This is a genomic window from Nocardia sp. NPDC047654, from assembly GCF_043205035.1.
In the GTDB taxonomy this organism is placed as follows: Bacteria; Actinomycetota; Actinomycetes; order Mycobacteriales; family Mycobacteriaceae; genus Nocardia.
The window spans coordinates 166,381-185,636 of record NZ_JBIDDF010000014.1; the positions used below are offsets into that span (position 1 = coordinate 166,381).

Genomic DNA, 19,256 nt, shown 5'->3' on the forward strand with positions numbered 1-19,256 from the left:
CGCCTGTGGCGTGTTCCTCCGGTTGGGCGGTGCCCGATTCGGTTGTCACGACCCGTGCATACCCCACCGGCCCCGGTCCTCGCCATCTCTCTGCGCCGAATTTCCGGATATTGCCGCGGCCAGCGCGTGCGAGGATGGTTTCCGCCACAGCGCGCCGGTGACAGAATGATTCGAAATATTTCTCATCGTGTGGCAGGTGAGCGAGAGGAAGTCATGTCCGCATTCGACTACGACGTGGTGGTGATCGGTTCCGGTTTCGGCGGCAGCGTCAGCGCGCTGCGGCTCACCGAGAAGGGCTACCGGGTGGGCGTGCTCGAGGCAGGCCGCCGCTGGAACGCCGAGGACATCCCACGCACCAATTGGAATGTCCGCAAGTCGATCTGGGCCCCGCGCCTCGGCCTGACCGGACCGCAGCGGATCAGCCTGCTCGGCAAGTGCGCCGTGTTCTCCGGCGCCGGGGTCGGCGGCGGCTCGCTGATCTACGGGAACACGCTCTACGAACCGCTGCCGAACTTCTACACCGACCGGCAGTGGGCGCACATCACCGATTGGCGCGCGGAGCTGGCCCCGTACTACGACCAGGCCAAGCGCATGCTCGGCGTGGCGCCCAACCCGCGCACGACCCCGGCCGACGAGGTGATCCGGGAGATCGCCGAGGACCTCGGCGTTGCCGACACCTACCATCCGACCGAGGTCGGGGTGTTCTTCAACGAGAGCGCTCCCGGCACGGAGGTCGACGACCCGTATTTCGGCGGCGCAGGCCCGCGCCGCACCGGCTGTGTGCACTGCGCGCGCTGCTTCACCGGATGCCCGCACAACGCCAAGAACACCACCACGACCAACTATCTCCACCTCGCCGAACAGGCCGGGGCGCAGATTCATCCGCTCACCACGGCCACCGCAGTGCGACCGCTGCCCGGCGGCGGGTACGCCGTCGACACCCAGCGCTCCGACCGCTGGATCCGCAAGCAGCGCAGAACCTTCACCGCCGAGCAGGTCGTGTTCGCCGGCGCTGCGCTCGGCACGCAGAAGCTGCTGCACAAGATGCGCGACGACGGCGTGCTGGCGAACCTGTCGCCCCGGCTGGGCGAGCTGACCCGCAGCAACTCCGAGGCCATCCTCAACGTGGTCAGCCGCGCCCGCCGCGACTTCGCCGAGGGCATCGCGATCACCTCCTCGATCCACCCGGAGCCCGATACCCACGTCGAGGTGTGTCACTACGGCAAAGGCCAGAACGCGCTGTTCCCGATGTCGGTGCCCATCGTGGACGGCGGGGCGTTCCGCTTCCTGCGGTTCCTGCTGGCAATCGTGCTGCATCCGCTGGTGTTCCTGCGCAGTCTCGACGCGCGGCACGCCTCGGAGAAGTCGGTGATCCTGCTGATCATGCAGTCGCTGGACAACTCGCTGACCTCGTTCCGCAAGCGCGGGCGGCTGCGGACCAGGCAGGGCACCGGCGAGCCGAACCCGACCTGGATCCCGCTGGCCCACGACATCGGCAGGCGGTTCGGAGCCAAGGTCGACGGCGACACCCACGGCCTGATCATGGATGTGTTCGACATCCCCGCCACGGCCCACTACATCGGCGGATGCGTGATCGGCGACAGCCCGCGGACCGGCGTGGTGGACCCGTATCAGCGGGTCTACGGCCATCCCGGCCTGCACGTGGCGGACGGTTCGGCGGTGACCGCCAATCTCGGCGTGAACCCGTCGCTGACGATCACCGCGCAGGCCGAGCGCGCCATGGCGTACTGGCCCAACCGCGACGATCCCGACCCCAGGCCGGAACTGGGTTCGCCCTACCGGCGCATCGCCGCGGTGCCCCCGGCGCATCCCACGGTGCCCGCGGCGGCGCCGGGCGCGCTGCGGCTGCCGATCGAGCCTGCGCCGCCCAGCGTTACGGCGCGATGAGGGCGAGGCCGCGCAGCGTGAACGGTCGGTTCCGGCTACCGTGAGCCGTTGTGTCCGACAGTGGTATCGATCTGCGCTCCTACGTGCCCGCGGAGGAGGTCCGCGCCCGTGGACGCGCCCTGCGTCAGCGGGTTCCGGTCATCGCACGGGACCGGGGGGCGACCAGCGTGCGGCGGCCGGGTGTGCTCGACTTCGTCGAGGCGAGCAACGCAGGCCGGCTGGCGCACCTGATACCGCTGCGGATCGGGCGGATGATCGCTTCGCCTTTCACCTTCTACCGGGGCGCGGCGGGTCTGATGGCGGCCGATCTGGCGGGTGGCCCGGACAGTGGGCTCAGCGCCCAGTTGTGTGGTGACGCGCACGCGGCGAACTTCGGCCTGTACGGCACCGCGCGCGGCGAGATCATCATGGACATCAACGATTTCGACGAGACCGTGCCCGGCCCGTGGGAGTGGGATCTGGAGCGGCTGGCGGCCAGTTTGGTGCTGGCCGGACGCGAGGCGGGCGCTGACGAGGACGAGTGCCGCACCGCGGCGCGCGACGCCGCCCGCTCCTACCGCCTGGCCGCGGACGAGCTGGCCGCGATGCCGTTCATGACGTCATGGTGCGCGCTTCCCGACGAGTCGGTGATCACCCGCGCCAAGGCCGACGCCTTACTCGACGACTTCAAGAAGGCGGCCAAGAAGGCACGCAAGAACACCAGCGCCAAGGTGGTGGCGAAGTGGACCGAGCACCTGGAGGATCACCAGACCGGCATCAGCAAGCACCGCTTCCTCAGCGATCCCCCGATCCTCACCGCGGTGGACGAGCATGTCGCGGCGGCGGTGATCGGCGGCCTGGAGCGCTACGCCGATTCCCTGCCCGAGTCGCGGCGCACCCTGCTGACCCGATTCGCGGTGTCGGACATCGCGTTCCGGATCGTCGGGACCGGAAGCGTCGGCTTGCACAGCTACCTCGCGCTGCTGCACGGCAACGACGGCGAAGCTCTGGTCCTACAGGTGAAGCAGGCCGCGTCGGCGGCACTCGCCCCGTTCCTGCCGTCCCATGCCGTGCGCCACGAGGGAGAGCGAATCGTGCAGGGGGCGCGGCTCGTCCAGTCCGAATCCGACATCCTGCTCGGCTGGACCTCGCTCGCCCCGGCCGCTGACGGCGCCGAATTGCCTTTCATCGTCCGGCAATTCCGCAACCTGAAGGGCAGCATCGATCCCGCCGAGCTGCCTGCGACCGATTTGGACGACTACGGACGGCTGGCGGGCGCACTGCTGGCCAGGGCCCATTCCCGGTCGCTGGATCCGCGCCTGCTGTCGGGCTATCTGGACGGTGACGAGCGCTTCGACGAGGCGGTGGCCGCGTTCGCGGTGCGCTACGCCGACCGCACCGAGGCCGACCATGCCGAACTGGTCGAGGCCGTGCGGACCGGCCGGGTCGACGCGGCGGAACCGGGGTAGCGCCTCCGCCGGGCGTGCACCCGACACGCCGTTCGCGCGGCGTGGGCGCGGCGAACCCGTTGCGGCACCTCGTATCCTGTCCACTGTCGAGTGTCGACGTGAAGGGTGGCCGCCAATGCTCGTACGAGTCCAGAACGCCGCAGGCACCAATGCCGAGCGCGCGCTGATCGATTGGCTGCGCACCTGGAAGGACTCCACGAGTCCGCACGGTGTCGCGACGATCACCTGCAGCCTCTTCCACAAGGATCGGCTGCACCAGTTCGATGCCGTGATCTGGACACCGACCAGCTGCGTGGTGATCGAGGCCGACGCGCTCGTCGCCCGCCAGGACGGCGTGCTCGAGGTCCCGCTGAACGGGCCGTGGAGCATCGGCGGCGAGCCGATCGCGACGGAGAGCCGCGACCGCCGCACACCGCTGGACAAGTCCCGCGAGCACACCTTCGCGCTGCAGGAATGGCTGGCCGCCCGCGGTCTCGGGCAGCGCGTCGTGCACGGCGTCGCGCTGCTCGTCACCTTGCCCGGTGCCCAGCTCCAGCTCGAACAGCGCTGGGCCGATCCCAGTTTCGACGTGATCATCGGCGACGATCCCGGCCGGCTGCGGCACTACTTCGACGCGCTCGCCGCCGAGGAGAAACACCTCTGGACGGCCAACGACGTCGCCGTCGCGTTCCGCGGGCTCGGCATCCTGCCCTATCTCCCCGCACCGCAGGAACTGATCAACGAGGGCTTCCTCGGCCCGATCGACATCACGCTCTGGCACGGCGGCCCCAATCAGGCGCAGGCCGAGGCCTACGCGGAGGAACTCGCGCAGGCCGAACGAGAGGCGCAGGCGTCCCGGTACGCCATCCGGGCTCCCTGGTACAGCCCGTGGAAGTTGTATCCACGGGAGAGCGGTGACCTCGACTTCGGCCGGGCGGTGATGCGCACCCTCCTGGCCATCGGCATGGTCGTCGGCTTCGTCTGGGTGGTGTGGTTCCTGGTCACCGCGTTGACGACGTACGGGCCGGGCTGATCGGCCGCGCGCGGGCGGCGGCCGATCGTGGCAGCCGCTACGAAGACGCCGAGATCGGCTGGGTCCGCTCGAAGACGCTCGCGTCGTCGAGCATGGCCGCGCGCAGCATCGACTCCGGGACCCCCATGGCCTCGACCAGGGTCAGCGCGTGCGGACGCAGCCGGTCGACCAGCTCGTTCACGCCACGGCGCACGGTCTTGGCCCGGTCCACCGACATGAACCGGTGCATGATGTACCAGGCCTGGTTCTCCTCGATGGTGGAGTAGACGAACAGGTCGCACATCCAGTCGGCGAGTTCGCGCGCCTCGGGATCCTCGATGTCGGAGATGCCCTCGATGAACGCCTCGAGCACCAGGCGGTCGATGTGCGCCGCGCCCGCGGCCAGGATGTGGTCCTGGGCATTGTTGAACGCCTCGAACGGACCGGTCTCCTCGGCCCTGGCGCGCAGCCGGTGCGCCGCGGTCCGGACCAGGTAGTCCTCGCGGTCGGCGAACAACTGCAACTGCACCACCCGGCGGGACAGGTCGCCCTCGTCGATGGAGTCGTCTCCCCGGTCGCGCAGGGTCTGGATGAGCTGGCGCACGCCGGACCGCTTGCGCACCACGTCACCGGCCATGGTGGCGGCGAAGCGCACCCAGCCCAGCGCGTCCAGGTCGCGCACCTCGTCGGCGTAGGAGGTGAGCAGTTCCTTGGCCACCAACTGGGTGAGCACGACGTTGTCGCCTTCGAAGGTGGTGAAGACGTCGGTGTCGGCCTTCAACGTGACCAGCCGGTTCTCCGTGAGGTAGCCCGCGCCGCCGCACGCTTCGCGGCACTCCTGGATGGCGCGGGTGGCGTGGTTGGTCTGCGCGACCTTCAGGCCCGCGGCGCGCTTCTCCAGCGCGCGCTGCGCGCCCTCCTCGAGGTTCTGGCCGGTCTGCACCAGATGCATCCGGCGCACCAGGTCGTTCTGCGCGAACGCGAGGGCGTAGGACTTGGCGACCAGCGGTAGCAGCCTGCGCTGATGGCTGCGGTAGTCCAGCAGCACGGTCTCCACACCGGTGTCGGGGTCGGAGAACTGCCTGCGTTGCAGGGCGTAGCGCACCGCGATGCTCAACGCGACCCGCGCGCCGGCCGCCGCGGCGCCGCCGACGCTGACCCGCCCGCGCACCAGGGTGCCGAGCGTGGTGAAGAACCGGCGGCTCGGGTTCTCGATCTCGGAGCTGTAGGTGCCGTCCGGCGCGACGTCGGCATAGCGGTTGAGCAGATTCTCCCGGGGCACCCGCACGTGGTCGAAGACGATGCGCCCGTTGTCCACGCCGGGCAGGCCGCCTTTGAGGCCGTCGTCGTAGGTGGTCACGCCGGGCAGGTCGGCGCCGTTCTCGTCGCGGATCGGCACCAGCAGGCAGTGCACGCCCTTGTTCTCGCCGAGCGTGATCAGCTGCGCGAACACCGCGGCCATCCGGGCGTGTTCGGCGGCGCCGCCGATGTAGTCCTTACGGGCCGACGGCGTCGGCGAGTGCACCACGAACTCCTGGGTCTGCGGGTCGTAGGTGGCCGTGGTCTCCAGGTTCGCGACGTCGCTGCCGTGCCCGGACTCGGTCATGGCGAAGCAACCGAGCAGGTCCAGCGAGATCAAGCGCTCGATGTACTCCCGGTGCCGTTCGGTGCCGAGGTTCTCCACCGCACCGCCGAACAGTCCCCACTGCACGCCCGATTTCACCCACAGCGACAGATCCGCGTACGCCAGCATCTCCAGCCCGACCACGGCCGCACCCGGTTCGCTGGTGCCGCCGTTCTCCCGGCGGAACCCGCGCTCGGCGAACCCCATGGTGGAGATCGCCTTCATCTGGTCGAGCACCCGGGCGCGCGCGGCCTTGTAGTCCAGGTAGGGGTCGCCGGTGAACTCCTCCCCTGCCAGCAGGGTCCGGGCTTCGTCCCGGACGGCCGCCCATGGTCCGTCGAGTGCCGCGCGTAGGTGGTCCGCCGTCGTTGCCGTGCCGCTAGTCATGTCTCGACGATAGCCCGGTACACCGGCGGCAAACCGTGATGCGCGACAACTTCGGGACAGGGTCTTGCTAGACGGTTGAACACGCGTTTAATATACTGAACATGTGTTTAACCAACAGCCCGTTCCGCAAGGATCCGCCGAGGATCTGACCACCGCGGCCCGCATTCGCGATACCGCGATCGAGGTGTTCGGCGAGCACGGATTCCAGGTCGGAGTCCGCAAGATCGCCGCCGCCGCCGGCGTCTCGCCGGGGTTGGTCAACCATCACTTCGGTTCCAAGGACGGCCTGCGCGCCGCCTGCGACGACCGAGTCCTGCAGCTGATCCGCGACGAGAAGGTCAAGGCGATCACCGCGTCGTCCATGAAGGCGGGGATGCTCGACGCCCTGGCCGAGGTCGAGTCGTACGCGCCGCTGGTCGCCTACATGGTGCGCAGCCTGCAGGCGGGCGGACCGATGGCGGAATCGTTGTTCGAGCACCTGGCCGCCGATGCCGAGGGCTACCTCGAGAAGGCGGTCGAGGCGGGCACGATCAAGCCGAGCCGCGATCCGGCGGCGCGCGCCCGTTACCTGATGATGCTGAACGTCGGCGCGACCATGCTGTACATGCAGATGCGCCAGCACCGCGACGAGAAGATCGACTATCGCAAGGCGATTCGCGAGCTCAGCGATGAACTCACCCCACCGGCCCTGGAGTTCTACACCCAGGGTCTGCTCACCGATCCCACGATCTTGGACACTTTCACCAAGGAGAAGTGATGTCCGACATCATCGAAGTCCGCGGTCTCCGCAAGACTTTCGGTCACGTCACCGCGCTGGACGGCCTCGACCTCACGGTCACCGAGGGCGAGATCCACGGCTTCCTCGGCCCCAACGGCGCGGGCAAGTCCACCACCATCCGGGTACTACTCGGCATCCTGCGCGCCACGGGCGGGCAAGCCAGGCTGTTCGGGCGCGACCCGTGGGCCGACGCGGTCGCCCTGCACCGCGAATTGGCTTATGTGCCGGGCGATGTGACGCTGTGGCCGTCGCTGTCGGGCGGGGAGACCATCGATCTGCTCTCCCGGATGCGAGGCGGTCTCGACGAGAAACGAAGGGACGAGCTGATCGAGCGCTTCGACCTCGACCCCCGCAAGAAGGCGCGCACCTACTCCAAGGGCAACCGCCAGAAGGTCGCGCTGGTCGCGGCGCTGGCCTCCGGCGCGCGGCTGTTGCTGCTCGACGAGCCGACCTCGGGGCTGGACCCACTGATGGAGCAGGTCTTCCGGGAGTGCGTGCACGAGGCGCGCGAGCGCGGCGCGACGGTCCTGCTGTCGAGCCACATCTTGTCCGAGGTCGAGGTGCTGTGCGACCGGGTGACCATCATCCGGGCCGGACGCACGGTGGAGAGCGGGTCGCTGTCGGACCTGCGCCACCTCTCGCGCACGTCGATCACCGCCGAATTGGTCGGCGACGCGGGCGATCTGAGCCGCATCCCCGGCGTGGAGGACATCGAGTTCGACGACCACACGCTGCGCTGCCAGGTCGACAACGAGCACTTGGGCGAGCTGATCCGGGTGCTCGGCGACGCGGGCGTGCGCAGCCTGACCAGCACGCCGCCGACGCTCGAGGAGCTGTTCCTGCGGCACTACCACGTCGACGGCCACGACGCCGAGTCCGCCGCGGTCACCGGGGAGAAGGTGCGAGCATGACCACCGCCATCGCCGGGCGCGCCGCGTCGGCGCCCGCACTCGGCGTCTCCCGCGACTTCGCGGGCACCGGGCGGTTGCTGCGGCTGTACCTGCGCCGCGACCGGATCGTGCTGCCGCTGTGGACGCTGCTCATCGGCGTGATGCCCGCGTTCCAGGTGGCCAGCATCAAGGGCCTCTACGACAACCAGGCGTCCCTGGACAACTTCGCGCGCACCACGGCCGACAGCCCCGCGCTGATCGCGATGTACGGTCCGGTGTTCAGCTCGGCGCTCGGCTCGATCGGCACCTGGAAAGCCGGCGCCATGTACACCATGATCGCCATCGCCACGGTGCTCACGGTGATCCGGCACACCCGCGTCGAGGAGGAGACCGGGCGCGCGGAACTGGTGGGCGCCACCAGTATCGGGCGTTTCGCCGGTCTCACCGCCACCCTGATCATGACCTACATCGGGGCGGTGCTCGCCGGGATCGTGTGCGCGCTGGCGCTGTATGCCGCCGACCTGCCCGGCGCGGGATCGGTGGCCTTCGGCGCCGCGCTGGCGGCCTCCGGCATCGTCTGGGCGGCGATCGCCGCGGTCGCCGCTCAGGTGAGCGCCGGTGCGCGAGTGGCGCGCGGCGTAGCCTTCGGCGCCCTCGGCGCGGCCTTCGCCTTGCGGGCGGTCGGCGACGCCGGAAACGGTGTGCTGTCCTGGTTCTCGCCGATCGGATGGTCGTTGCAGATCCGCCCGTACGCCGAGGAACGCTGGTGGGTGCTGCTGCCCCTCGCCGTCCTCGCGGTGGCGGGCACCGCGCTGGCCTACGCGTTGCTCGGCAATCGCGACGTCGGTTCGGGGCTCATCGCCGAACGTCCCGGGCCGTCGGCCGCGGCGCCCGTGCTGTCCGGTCCGTTCGGATTGGCCTGGCGGTTGCAGCGCGGCACCCTGCTGGCGTGGACGGTCGGCTTCGGCCTGTACGGCCTGCTGATCGGCGGCGCGGTCAACAGCGTCGGCGACATGCTCGACGGCAGCGCGTCCATTCGCGACATGGTCACCCGGATGGGCGGCTCCCAGCAGCTACAGCAGTCGTTCATCACCTACGCGATCACGATGCTGGCCGCGGCGGCCTCCGCCTACTCGATCTCCGCCGCCCTGCGCCTGCACGACGAGGAGACCAGCGCCCGGGTCGAGGCGACGCTGTCCGGTGCGGTCGGCCGCGTCCGCTACGCGCTGAGCCACATCGGCTTCGCGCTGCTCGGGCCCGCCGCGGCACTGCTGGTCTCCGGCGTGGCGATCGGCATCGTGTACGGCGCCACCGGCGGTGATCTCGGCACGAAACTCGGGCAATCGATCGGCGCCGCCGCCGTGCAGGTGCCCGCGGTCTGGGTCGTCACGGGCATCGCGGTCGCGCTCTACGGTGTCGCACCGCGCTTCGCCCCGGTCGCCTGGGGTGTGCTCAGCGCCATGGTGGTGATCTTCTTCGTGGGTTCGCTGGACGGGCTGCCGCAATGGATGGTGGATCTGGTGCCGTTCGTCCACCCGCCGAAGGTGCCCGGCGCCGAATTCCAGGCGCTGCCGGTGCTGTGGCTGCTCGCGGTCGCGGCGGTCCTGCTGGCCGTCGGCGTCACCGCGTTCCGCAGGCGCGACCTGCGCTGAGGACGGACCCCGTGGCCCGCGCGAAGCCGCTTCGCGCGGGCCACTTCTCGTGCGGGGGCAGTTCGCCTCGCCTCGGGCCGGCGCTCGCGGGCTCGCCGATCGACCGCGACTACGGATGACCGGGGTGGCGCGCCGAGCGTGTCACCCGTTGGGCTCGATACCCAGCTTCCCGGCCAGTCGCGTGAGGTAGGCGCGCACGTCCTCCGCCGCGCGATCGGGCAGCCCGAAAACCGCTTCCGTGACACCCGCTTCGGCCCAGCGCGCCAGCTGCTCGGCGTCGTGCCGCCCGGCGAGCGCGACGACCTCGGGGCGGTCGGCGCGCCCGTGCTCGCGCCACACCCGGTGCAGCAGAGCGATTTTCTGATCCAACCCGTCCTCGGTCGGCGTGGTGATCCATCCGTCGGCGTAGTTCGCCAACCAGGTGAAATTCTTCTCGGTGCCCGCCGCGCCGAGCAGGACCGGAATGCGTTTCTGCACCGGCTTCGGCCAGGACCAGCTGGCGCCGAAGGTGACGAACTCGCCGTCGAAGCCCGCCTCCTCTTCGGTCCAGAGCACACGCATGGCCTCGAGATGCTCACGCAGCACCGTCCTGCGCTTGCCCGCGGGCACACCGTGGTGGGCCAGCTCGTCGGTGTTCCAGCCGAATCCGACGCCGAGACTGACCCGACCGCCGGACAGATGGTCGAGCGAGGCGATGGTCTTGGCCAGCGTGATCGGGTGATGTTCGGCGGGCAGCGCCACCGCGGTGGACAACCCGATGCGCTCGGTCACGGACGCGGCGGTGCCCAGCGCGACCCACGGATCCAGGGTGCGCAGATAGCGGTCGTCGGGCAGGCTCGCATCGCCGGTGCGCGGGTGCGCCGCGGCGCGAACCACCGGGATGTGCGTGTGCTCGGGGACATAGAACGTGTCGAAACCGGCACGCTCGGCGGCCACCGCCGCATCCGCGGGGGTGATGCCCCGATCGCTGGTGAACAACACGATTCCGTACCGCACCGTACGCTCTCCCATCGCCGAAATTAGAACAAGTTCTACCACGATTCGCCGGTCCCACCAAGGGGTGAGCGGCACCGGCGCGCCCGCCGCGACCCGCACGGATGCCAAGGAGACGTCGGATGACTAGGTTCGCCTCCATGAGTCTCGACGCATCTTCCGTAGGCGATGTCACCACCGAACGGGTGGATCACCTCGGCTGGCGTCGCGGGCTTCGCCTGCGGCGCGCCCGGCCCATACCCGTCGTCACCCAGGCCGTCGGCCTGCTGGTGGCCGACCGGCAGGCGACCGCGGACACCATCGTCACCGCGCCGACGCCGTTGCAGCCGATCGATCTCACCGACGACGCCAGAGTGGCCGAAGTCCTCGACCTCGCGGTCCGGGTCGGCGAGGTGGTGCTCGCCTCCGGCACCGGCGTGGTGGACACCACCACGACGGTGCGTTTCATCGCCGCCACCTACGGCCTGTCCCGCTGCAGCATCGACGTCACCTACGACGCCATCCGCATCTGGGCCGACCGCGGGCCCGCGCTGCCGCCGGCCAGCACCATGCGGATCGTGCACTATCGCGCCCTGGACTTCACCCGGCTCGCCGCGGTGGACCGGCTCACCCGCCGGATCCGCAACGAACTGGTCCCTCCCGACCAGGCCCGTGCCGCGCTCGACGCGATCACCTCGGCGCCGCACCCGTACCACCGCTGGACCGCCACCGCCGCGTGGTCGCTGATGGCGGCGGCGATCGCCGCGCTGCTCGGCGCGGGCGCCCTCGTGGCCGCGGTCAGTTTCGCGACCACCGCGGCGATCGACCGCACCAATCGCGTCCTCAATCGCTACGGACTGCCCTTCTTCTTCCAGCACATGGTGGGTGGCGCCATCGCCGCGATCCCGGCCATCGTGCTGGCGAGCCTGGCCGCGCGCTTGCGGATCGACGCCGACCCGACCCTGATCATCGCCGCCGGGATCACCGTGCTGCTCAGTGGATTGCAACTGGTCGGCTCGGTGCAGGACGCGATCACCGGCGCTCCCATCACCGCCACGGCCCGCATGCTCGAGGTGATGATGATGACCGGCGGCATCATCGCGGGCATCGCCTTCACCCTGCGCATCGCCGACCTCCTCGACGCCACGGTGCCACCGGTCTATCTGACCTCCGCCCGCGACATCACCGACCTGCCGGTGAAGATCCTGGCCGGTGCGGTGGCGGCCCTGGCGTTCGCGCTCGCCTGCTACGCCGAGCGCCGGGCCCTCGCCGCCGCGGCGGGCAGCGGCGCCGCAGGCATCATCTGCTTCCTGCTCGTCCAGCAGGCCGGGTTCGGTCCCGTGATCTCCTCCGGCGCGGCCGCGACGCTGGTCGGGCTGGCCGGTGGCCTGATGGCCCGCCGGGCGCTGACTCCCCCGCTGGTCGTCGCGGTCGCGGGCATCACCCCGCTGCTCCCCGGCCTCAAGGTCTACCGCGGGCTCTACGCCCTGCTCAACGACGAACTGGTGATCGGAGGCAACCAACTGTTGTCGGCCTTCGGCATCGGCTGCGCGCTGGCTGCCGGTGTCACCCTCGGCGAGTGGTGCGACCGCACCGTGCGCAGGCCCCGGATACTGCGCCGGTTCGGCTCGCTGCGCCGCCCGATCGTGCGGCGACGGCGCCGCTCGGCGTCCGCGCACTGAACCGCGAGGCGCATGCGCGCCGAACGCCCGCCCGGTAACCTCTTATCGAACTGGTCAGGGCGGCGCGATGCGATGGCGGCCCCGGTGTGAGGTGAGGTGGTTCGGACATGCCGGAAACAGATCCGTTCTCGAAGCAGATCCGTACCGCCACCGCGCAGCAGCACGCGGAGGCGGAGAACTCCCGCTTCATGAGCGACATGCTGGGCGGATCCCTCGGCGTCGACTCGTATCACCGCTACACCGGTCAGCTCTGGTTCATCTACCGCGCGCTCGAACAGCGGTGGGAGACGCTGGCCGCCGACCCGGTCGCCGGACCGTTCATCCGGCCGGAGCTGGCCCGCACCGCGGAACTCGAACGCGATCTCGCGCATCTCCTCGGCTCCGGCTGGCGGACCGGCCTGGAACCGTTGCCCGCCACCGCGGCCTACGCCGAACGCATCGACGCGTGCGCGCGCGACTGGCCCGCCGGGTACATCGCCCACCACTACACCCGCTACCTCGGTGACCTGTCCGGCGGACAGGTCATCCGCGGCACCGCCGAAAAGCTGTGGAACCTTCCGCATCGCGGCGACGGGGTGCGTTTCTACGTCTTCGACGGCGTACGCAATCCGGCGGCATTCAAGCGGGAATACCGCGGCTTGCTCGATCGCCTGCCGCTCGATGATCTGGAGCGCCGCCGCGTACTCGACGAGGGCAAGCGCGCCTTCGCGATGAACACCGCGGTCTTCGAGGAACTCGCCGAGGAATTCCCGGCCGCTCAGTAGCCGGATCCACCTGACGCATCGCGCTGCGGCGCGCGGTATTTCGGCAGTGCTGCGCGAATGCCGGGGACGTGGGACAGTCATGGTATGAGAGCGCGCCGTCGCATCGCCGTGGTTCTAGCCGGTCTCGTCGGCGTCGGCCTGGTGGGGGGTTGTGGCACGACGTCCGACCCCGGCGCCGGGCCCGGCTCGTCGACGGCGGCACAGATCGTGCCCTTGATCTCGACGAACGATCTGCGTCCCGCGCAGCCGGACGAGGTGCACCTGTTCGGCTTCAACGATCTGCACGGAAACCTCCAGCCGCCGAGCGGGTCCAACGGGAAGATCGGCAAATACGACGCGGGCGGAGCCGCCTATCTCGCAACCCATCTGGCACGGCTGAAGGCCGCCTATCCGTCCAGCGCCGTACTGGCGGCCGGGGACAACATCGGGGCGAGCCCGCTGGTCTCCAGCCTGTTCCACGACGAGCCGACGATCGACTTCCTCGGCAACGTGGGAGTGGCCGCCTCCGCGGTCGGCAATCACGAATTCGACGACGGTGTACGAGAATTGACGCGTTTGCAGCAGGGCGGGTGCGCGTGGGACGGATGTTCTCCCGGCGCTCCGTTCACCGGCGCGAAATTCCCCTACCTGGCCGCGAACGTCACCGACGCGCGGGGCAACCTGCCACCCGCACTGCGCCCGTGGACCCTGCTGGAGGTGGGCGGGCACCGGATCGGCGTCGTCGGCACCGTCACACCGGACACCGCGAATATCGTTCTGCCCGAGGGCATCCGGGGCTATCTGTTCGGCGACCAAGCCGCCGCGATCAACCGCTACGTGCCGGAGATCAGAGCGGCGGGCGCCGAGGCGATCGTGGCGCTGGTGCACGACGGCGGCTCCCAGCGGCCCGAATCGGACGCACCACTGGACTACAACGGCTGCGCGAACGTCACCCCGAACGTGACCGGGCTGGCCGAGCGGATCGACCCCGCGGTCCGGGCGGTGTTCACCGCCCACAGCCACCAGCCCTACGTGTGCACCGCCGGGGGCAAGGTCATCACCCAGGCATCGTCCTACGGACGGCTCATCACCGACGTCACGCTGCGTTTCGGCCCCGACGGTGTGCAAGCGTCGGCGGTCAACCGAGTGGTGACCCGCGAGGTGACACCCGACGCCCCGACGACCGCGCTGATCGATTTCTACACCGAGCAGTCCCGGCCTCGCGCGGGCCGCGTCGTCGGCGCGACCGCGGCCACCCTCCCGCACGACCCGAACCCGGCGGGCACCTCACCGCTGGGCGACGTGATCGCCGATTCCATGCTGTCGGTCACCGCTGGCCCGGCCGCCGCCGTGGCCGCCTTCATGAATCCAGGCGGCGTACGCGCCGATCTGAAACAGGGACCGATCACCTACGGCGACCTCTTCACCGTCCAGCCGTTCGGCAACCAGGTCGTCACGCTCACACTCACCGGCAGCCAGATCCTGCGCCTGCTGGAACAGCAGTGGACCAACCCCGGCAAACCGACGATCCTGTCCCTCGCCGGCATCGGCTACGCCTACTCCGATACCGCTCCCACAGGCGCGAAGGTGATCGCGGGCAGCGTCCGTATCGGAGGGCAGCCGCTCGACCCGGTCGCCGCCTATCGCGTAACGACCAACAACTTCCTCGCTTCGGGCGGCGACGGATTCACCGTCTTCACCGAGGGCGTCGACACCGCGGTGGGCCCGACCGACCTGGACGCCTTCGAGACGTTCCTGCGTGACAAGCCCCCGCTGCGAGCCCCGTCCGCACGGGTCGAGAAGAAGTAGCCGCAACGGGACGCCATGAAGTTGCTGGACACTCGACCAGAACGCGAGTAACTGGAAATCTCTGTAACACATACCGTTTGACCTGCGCGGACGGTGATCAGTCCCACAGGCCACACGGCCCATGATCGCTTGCCGGGGCAGCGCGCGCTCCATTACTCTTCAGTAATAAGTCAGGACGAAGGTGTTCCTACTTTCGGCCCGACGTCTGTCGCTGGGGGCCGAATCAACGCTGTCCGCATCCATTGCCGCATGCCGGATGACTTGTGCGACAACATGGTTCGAGTAAGCAGCAGGAGAGTGCGATGGCCACTTACATCGTGACGGGCGGAACCGGATTCTTGGGCAGGCGGGTCGTGCAGGACCTGCTGGATCGCGACGCCGACGCGATCGTCCACGTGCTGGTGCGCGAGACGTCGCTGGCGAAATTCACCGACATCGCGGCGGGCTGGCGCGGCGCCGAGCGGGTCTTCGCGCTCATCGGCGATCTCACCGCCGAGGGCCTGGGATTGGCGTGCGAGGCGCCGCGGGCCGACCACGTGGTGCACCTGGGCGCCGTCTACGACATGACCGCCGACGAGGACACCGCGCACGCGGCGAACGTCACCGGCACGCGCTCGGTGCTGGCCTTGGCCCGCGAGCTGGGCGCGGTGCTGCACCACGTCTCCTCGGTGGCCGTGGCGGGCGACCACAAAGGCAAGTTCTTCGAGGAGGATTTCGACCTCGGACAGCGGCTGACCTCGCCGTATCACCGCACCAAATTCGCCGCCGAGAAGCTCGTCCGCGAGTCGCGCGGCGTGCGCTGGCGGGTCTATCGCCCCGCGATCATCGTGGGCGATTCCCGCACCGGCGAGATGGACAAGATCGACGGCCCCTACTACTTCTTCGGCGCGATCGCGCGGCTGGCCGCGCTGCCGTCCGAGCTGCCGTTGCCGCTCCCCGACCTCGGCGCCACGAATATCGTTCCGGTGGACTATGTCTCGGCCGCCATGGCGGAGCTGATCCGCCGCCCCGGCCTGGACGGACGCACCTTCCACCTGGTCAACCCGGAGCCGCAGCCGTTCGGCGAGGTGTACCGCGCGCTCGCCGCCGCGGCGGGCGCCCCGACCGGTGTGGGCACGGTGCCCGGCAGCGCACTGGCGCTCAGCGGGCTCGCGCAGATCCCCGGCCTCACCGCCGTGCGCGATTTCCTGCTCGAGCAGGTGGGCATCCCGGTCGAAGTCGCTCCACACACCTCGTTCTCCGCGGAGTTCATCAGCGATTCCACCCGCGCCCAGCTGCGCGGTTGCGGCCTGACGGTGCCGTCGTTCGACAGTTACGCCGAGCGGCTGTGGCAGTACTGGCGCGACCACCTCGACCCGCAGCGCGGACGCGTGTCCATCACCGGCGACCCGCTCGCCGGACGGGTCGTGCTGATCACCGGCGCGTCCTCCGGTATCGGGCTGGCCACCGCGCACGCCGTCGCCCGGCGCGGCGCCACGGTACTGATGGTCGCCCGCGGTCACGACGACCTGGCGGCCGCCGCCGACGCCGTGCGGGCCGAAGGCGGTGTCGCGCATACCTATCCGTGCGACATCACCGACTCCGAAGCGGTCGAGAAGCTCGTTCAGTGCGTGCTCGATGACCACGGCCACGTCGACTACCTGGTGAACAACGCGGGCCGCTCGATCCGGCGCTCGGTGCTCAACTCCACCGACCGGATGCACGATTTCGAGCGCACCATGGCGGTGAACTACTTCGGCGCCGTGCGGCTGATCCTCGGACTGCTGCCGTCGATGCGGGCGCGCCGCTTCGGGCACGTGGTGAACATCTCCTCGATCGCGGTGCAGACCAAGGTGCCCCGATTCGCCGCCTATGTGGCGAGCAAGTCGGCGCTGGACAACTTCAGCGAGATCGCGGCGGTGGAGAACCGGGATGCCGGGATCACATTCACCTCGGTGCGGATGCCGCTGGTGCGGACCCCGATGATCGCGCCGACCGACCTGTACCGCTCGCTTCCGGTGCCGGATCCGGAGCAGGCCGCCGCGATCGTGGTGCGTGCGCTCGAGGACCGGCCGCATCGCATCGACACGCCGGTCGGCACCTTCGCCCAGGCGGTGGAATTGCTGATGCCGTCGGTGAAGCGTCAGATCATGCACCAGGGCTACCGCATGTTCGGCGAGTCCCGCGCCGCGCGGGGCGACGCGGAGCGCCGTCCGGCCGACCCGTCGCCCGCCACCGCGCCCGCGACCGGCGGCGGCGCGCTGTCCGCGCTGGCCCCGGTGATCATGCCGCTCATGGCGCTGCCGACCCCCGCGGCGCGCGTCGCTCGTGTGGTCCCGGGCTTGCACTGGTAGCTCCGCACAGCTGAGTGGGGCCGACCTCGGTCGGCCCCACTCCTGCGGATTCCCGGTCCCGCGCGGTCACATCCGGTACACCGCGAACTCCACGGCGGGCCACATGGCCCAGCGGTAGTCCGTGTGCGCGGCCGGACGGATGCCGCCCTCGCACACCGGATCACCACTCGCGCAGTAGTTTCCGGTCCGCCAGGCGTATTGCTCCGGCACGGACCAGCCGACCAGCCGGATCGGATCACCGAATAACAGCACCGCGGCCACGCGGGATTCCAGATCCGCGGGCAGGGTGCGGATGCCACCGAGCGCGGTCACGATGCCCGTGCCGAGCACCCCGTGCGTCACCACGGCCCCTTGTGAGAAGCCGACCAGGACGAACCGCTGATCCGGGCACCGCGCCGCTTGCCACAGCACATGGGCGGTCATGTCCTGGGTGCCGCGGCCGATCGAGGACGGGTCGAGCAGGTCTGCGGGATAGTCCACCCGATATGCCTGCGAATCAACCGGAAGCGCTCGCCACAGTGCGTCGTACAGCGGGTCGCCCACCACCGCACCCAGATATCCGGGTTCGTGGGTGCCTCGGGCGACGACCACGTCGACCGCCGCACAGGACGTCGCCCATGCGTGCAATCCCGTCGCAGCCCCGAACCCCGCGACGAGCAGTAGCACAGCGAATGCCTCTACTACACGCCACTTTTCGAAGTGAATTACCTTCCGGTTGGCCATCGTACTCACCTACTCACGCCGTTGTGAGACAGCCGAGCGACACTTGTCAGTGACAATTACTCGGCTATATCCGCGAAGGTAAGAACGGCCCCGGAGGCCGTCAAGGAACTCCATCCGACCGATACCGAGTCAGCGCCGAATCGTGTTCTCCGGCGTTCTACGGCACGAGAACCGCTGCGCCCGTGAATCGTCCGTGCGCGAGGTCGATCAGCGCCCGATCGGCCATGTCCAGGGAGTACCCGTGCGTGGTCAGATGTATCCGGTGCTCGTCGGCGAAAGCCAGGAATTCGAGAGCGTCGGCCCGGGTGTTCGCGGTGACCGATCGAATCTCCCTTTCCTGGAACAGATGCCGCTGATAGTTCAGCGCGGGAATGTCGCTGAGATGAATACCGGCGATGGCGAGGATTCCGCCGCGATCGAGCGCCGCGAGCGCGGGCGGCACCAGTTCACCAACCGGTGCGAACAGGATCGCCGAATCCAGCAGCACCGGAGGCGGATCCGCGGCGCCCCGCACCGACGCGGCGCCGAGCGCGGTCGCGAGTTCCCGCGCCGCCGGATCCCGGGTCATCACGTGCACCTGCGCTCCTTGCGCGGCGGCCATCTGGGCGGCGATATGGGCACTGCCGCCGAAGCCGTAGATTCCCAGCCGCCCGCCTGGTGGAACGGCGGCCCGCAGCAGCGCCCGGTAACCGATGATGCCCGCGCACAGCAAGGGGGCGGTGTCGGCATCCGAGTAACCCGCGGGGAGGCGCAATGCGTATGCCGCAGGCACACAAGTGAATTCGGCGTAACCACCGTCGGCGTCCCAGCCGGTGTAGGCCGAATGCGGACAGAGGTTCTCCGCGCCGCGCAAGCAGAACTTGCACTCCCCGCACGTGTGCCGCAGCCAGGCGATCCCTACCCGGTCGCCCACCGCGAAACCCTCCTCCGCACCCTGCCCGACCGTGACGACCTCGCCGACGACCTCGTGCCCCGGCACCACTCCGGCCCGGTGCACCGGAAGATCGCCTTCGGCCACGTGCAGGTCGGTCCGGCACACGCCGCAGGCCAGTACACGCACCACCAACTCGCCGGGACCGGGTTCCGGGACGGAGGTTCGCTCCGCGTGCAACGGGCCGCCATCGATCGGGCCCGGCCTGCGCACCCGCCAGCATCGCATCGCAGGCCTACCGCCGCGGATCTGGCTCATCCTCGGATCACCTCGCTCCGATCGGATCGACACGGACCGGTCATCCCGGCGGGGCCGGCTGCGCCGGAATCACCCTACTCGGCGGATTCGGCCACGCCGCCCACCGACGTCTGATACGTTTCTGTAT

Annotated in this window: 14 protein-coding genes; 10 read left to right on the top strand and 4 right to left on the bottom strand. The window is 69.6% G+C overall.

All coding sequences use genetic code 11. The features are described 5' to 3' along the window. Positions 1-213: 213 nt before the first annotated feature. The 3 genes from ACGF7Y_RS28395 (at position 214) to ACGF7Y_RS28405 (ending at position 4,368) form a co-directional block, all read left to right on the top strand. Positions 214-1,908: a GMC oxidoreductase gene (locus ACGF7Y_RS28395; protein WP_393238835.1), complete on the top strand. Its 1,695-nt coding sequence runs from the start codon at positions 214-216 to the stop codon at positions 1,906-1,908. Between the two features lie 50 nt (positions 1,909-1,958). Continuing rightward, on the top strand, positions 1,959-3,356 hold the full coding sequence (locus ACGF7Y_RS28400) for a DUF2252 domain-containing protein (RefSeq protein ID WP_393238838.1): 1,398 nt from the start codon (positions 1,959-1,961) through the stop codon (positions 3,354-3,356). Between the two features lie 115 nt (positions 3,357-3,471). Beyond that, positions 3,472-4,368, top strand: a complete 897-nt coding sequence (locus ACGF7Y_RS28405; protein ID WP_393238841.1) for an NERD domain-containing protein — start codon at positions 3,472-3,474, stop codon at positions 4,366-4,368. 37 nt (positions 4,369-4,405) lie between these two features. On the opposite strand, the gene ACGF7Y_RS28410 is transcribed toward ACGF7Y_RS28405, so the two are convergent. Continuing rightward, on the bottom strand, positions 4,406-6,358 hold the full coding sequence (locus tag ACGF7Y_RS28410; protein ID WP_393238844.1) for an acyl-CoA dehydrogenase: 1,953 nt from the start codon (positions 6,356-6,358) through the stop codon (positions 4,406-4,408). Between the two features lie 103 nt (positions 6,359-6,461). On the opposite strand from ACGF7Y_RS28410, the gene ACGF7Y_RS28415 reads away from it, so the two are divergent. From ACGF7Y_RS28415 to ACGF7Y_RS28425, 3 genes are read left to right on the top strand one after another with little or no spacing between them, the layout of a single operon-like run. Further along, positions 6,462-7,115 (top strand): TetR family transcriptional regulator, encoded by a 654-nt coding sequence (locus ACGF7Y_RS28415; RefSeq protein ID WP_393238847.1) that lies wholly within the window; start codon positions 6,462-6,464, stop codon positions 7,113-7,115. Further along, complete coding sequence (locus ACGF7Y_RS28420; protein ID WP_393238850.1) at positions 7,115-8,047, top strand: ATP-binding cassette domain-containing protein; 933 nt, start codon at positions 7,115-7,117, stop codon at positions 8,045-8,047. The genes ACGF7Y_RS28415 and ACGF7Y_RS28420 overlap by 1 nt, the downstream gene beginning before the upstream one ends. Then, positions 8,044-9,678, top strand: coding sequence for an ABC transporter permease (locus tag ACGF7Y_RS28425; RefSeq protein ID WP_393238853.1), 1,635 nt, complete (start codon positions 8,044-8,046; stop codon positions 9,676-9,678). Before ACGF7Y_RS28420 ends, ACGF7Y_RS28425 begins: the two co-directional genes overlap by 4 nt. A 141-nt stretch (positions 9,679-9,819) precedes the next feature. Here ACGF7Y_RS28425 and ACGF7Y_RS28430 read toward each other — a convergent pair whose 3' ends face one another. Next, positions 9,820-10,674, bottom strand: coding sequence for an LLM class F420-dependent oxidoreductase (locus tag ACGF7Y_RS28430; protein ID WP_393238921.1), 855 nt, complete (start codon positions 10,672-10,674; stop codon positions 9,820-9,822). 233 nt (positions 10,675-10,907) lie between these two features. Between ACGF7Y_RS28430 and ACGF7Y_RS28435 the strand changes: the two genes are divergently transcribed. From ACGF7Y_RS28435 to ACGF7Y_RS28450, 4 genes are all read left to right on the top strand, one after another. Further along, positions 10,908-12,332 carry a threonine/serine exporter ThrE family protein gene (locus ACGF7Y_RS28435; RefSeq protein ID WP_393238924.1) on the top strand — a complete coding sequence of 475 codons (1,425 nt, stop codon included), beginning with the start codon at positions 10,908-10,910 and terminating at the stop codon, positions 12,330-12,332. A 107-nt stretch (positions 12,333-12,439) separates the two neighbouring features. After that, complete coding sequence (locus tag ACGF7Y_RS28440) at positions 12,440-13,096, top strand: heme oxygenase (biliverdin-producing) (RefSeq protein ID WP_393238856.1); 657 nt, start codon at positions 12,440-12,442, stop codon at positions 13,094-13,096. 84 nt (positions 13,097-13,180) lie between these two features. Then, a complete protein-coding gene (locus ACGF7Y_RS28445; protein ID WP_393238861.1) occupies positions 13,181-14,884 on the top strand; it encodes a bifunctional metallophosphatase/5'-nucleotidase in 1,704 nt (567 codons plus the stop codon). Between the two features lie 302 nt (positions 14,885-15,186). Next, entirely contained in the window at positions 15,187-17,217 is a 2,031-nt protein-coding gene (locus ACGF7Y_RS28450) for an SDR family oxidoreductase (protein WP_393238864.1), read from the top strand. A gap of 66 nt (positions 17,218-17,283) precedes the next feature. On the opposite strand, the gene ACGF7Y_RS28455 is transcribed toward ACGF7Y_RS28450, so the two are convergent. Together ACGF7Y_RS28455 and ACGF7Y_RS28460 are read right to left on the bottom strand one after the other, a co-directional pair. Then, positions 17,284-17,940 carry a cutinase family protein gene (locus ACGF7Y_RS28455; protein ID WP_393238867.1) on the bottom strand — a complete coding sequence of 219 codons (657 nt, stop codon included), beginning with the start codon at positions 17,938-17,940 and terminating at the stop codon, positions 17,284-17,286. Between the two features lie 157 nt (positions 17,941-18,097). Then, the gene (locus ACGF7Y_RS28460; protein ID WP_393238926.1) at positions 18,098-19,099 is read right to left on the bottom strand and encodes a zinc-binding alcohol dehydrogenase family protein; all 1,002 of its coding nucleotides are present in this window, start codon (positions 19,097-19,099) and stop codon (positions 18,098-18,100) included. Positions 19,100-19,256 lie beyond the last annotated feature (157 nt).

Coding starts and splice junctions, on each gene's coding strand:
- ACGF7Y_RS28395 (WP_393238835.1), top strand. CDS start 214: ATGTCCGCATTCGACTACGACGTGGTGGTGATCGGTTCCGGTTTCGGC.
- ACGF7Y_RS28405 (WP_393238841.1), top strand. CDS start 3,472: ATGCTCGTACGAGTCCAGAACGCCGCAGGCACCAATGCCGAGCGCGCG.
- ACGF7Y_RS28410 (WP_393238844.1), bottom strand. CDS start 6,358: ATGACTAGCGGCACGGCAACGACGGCGGACCACCTACGCGCGGCACTC.
- ACGF7Y_RS28420 (WP_393238850.1), top strand. CDS start 7,115: ATGTCCGACATCATCGAAGTCCGCGGTCTCCGCAAGACTTTCGGTCAC.
- ACGF7Y_RS28425 (WP_393238853.1), top strand. CDS start 8,044: ATGACCACCGCCATCGCCGGGCGCGCCGCGTCGGCGCCCGCACTCGGC.
- ACGF7Y_RS28440 (WP_393238856.1), top strand. CDS start 12,440: ATGCCGGAAACAGATCCGTTCTCGAAGCAGATCCGTACCGCCACCGCG.
- ACGF7Y_RS28445 (WP_393238861.1), top strand. CDS start 13,181: ATGAGAGCGCGCCGTCGCATCGCCGTGGTTCTAGCCGGTCTCGTCGGC.
- ACGF7Y_RS28450 (WP_393238864.1), top strand. CDS start 15,187: ATGGCCACTTACATCGTGACGGGCGGAACCGGATTCTTGGGCAGGCGG.
- ACGF7Y_RS28455 (WP_393238867.1), bottom strand. CDS start 17,940: ATGGCCAACCGGAAGGTAATTCACTTCGAAAAGTGGCGTGTAGTAGAG.
- ACGF7Y_RS28460 (WP_393238926.1), bottom strand. CDS start 19,099: ATGCGATGCTGGCGGGTGCGCAGGCCGGGCCCGATCGATGGCGGCCCG.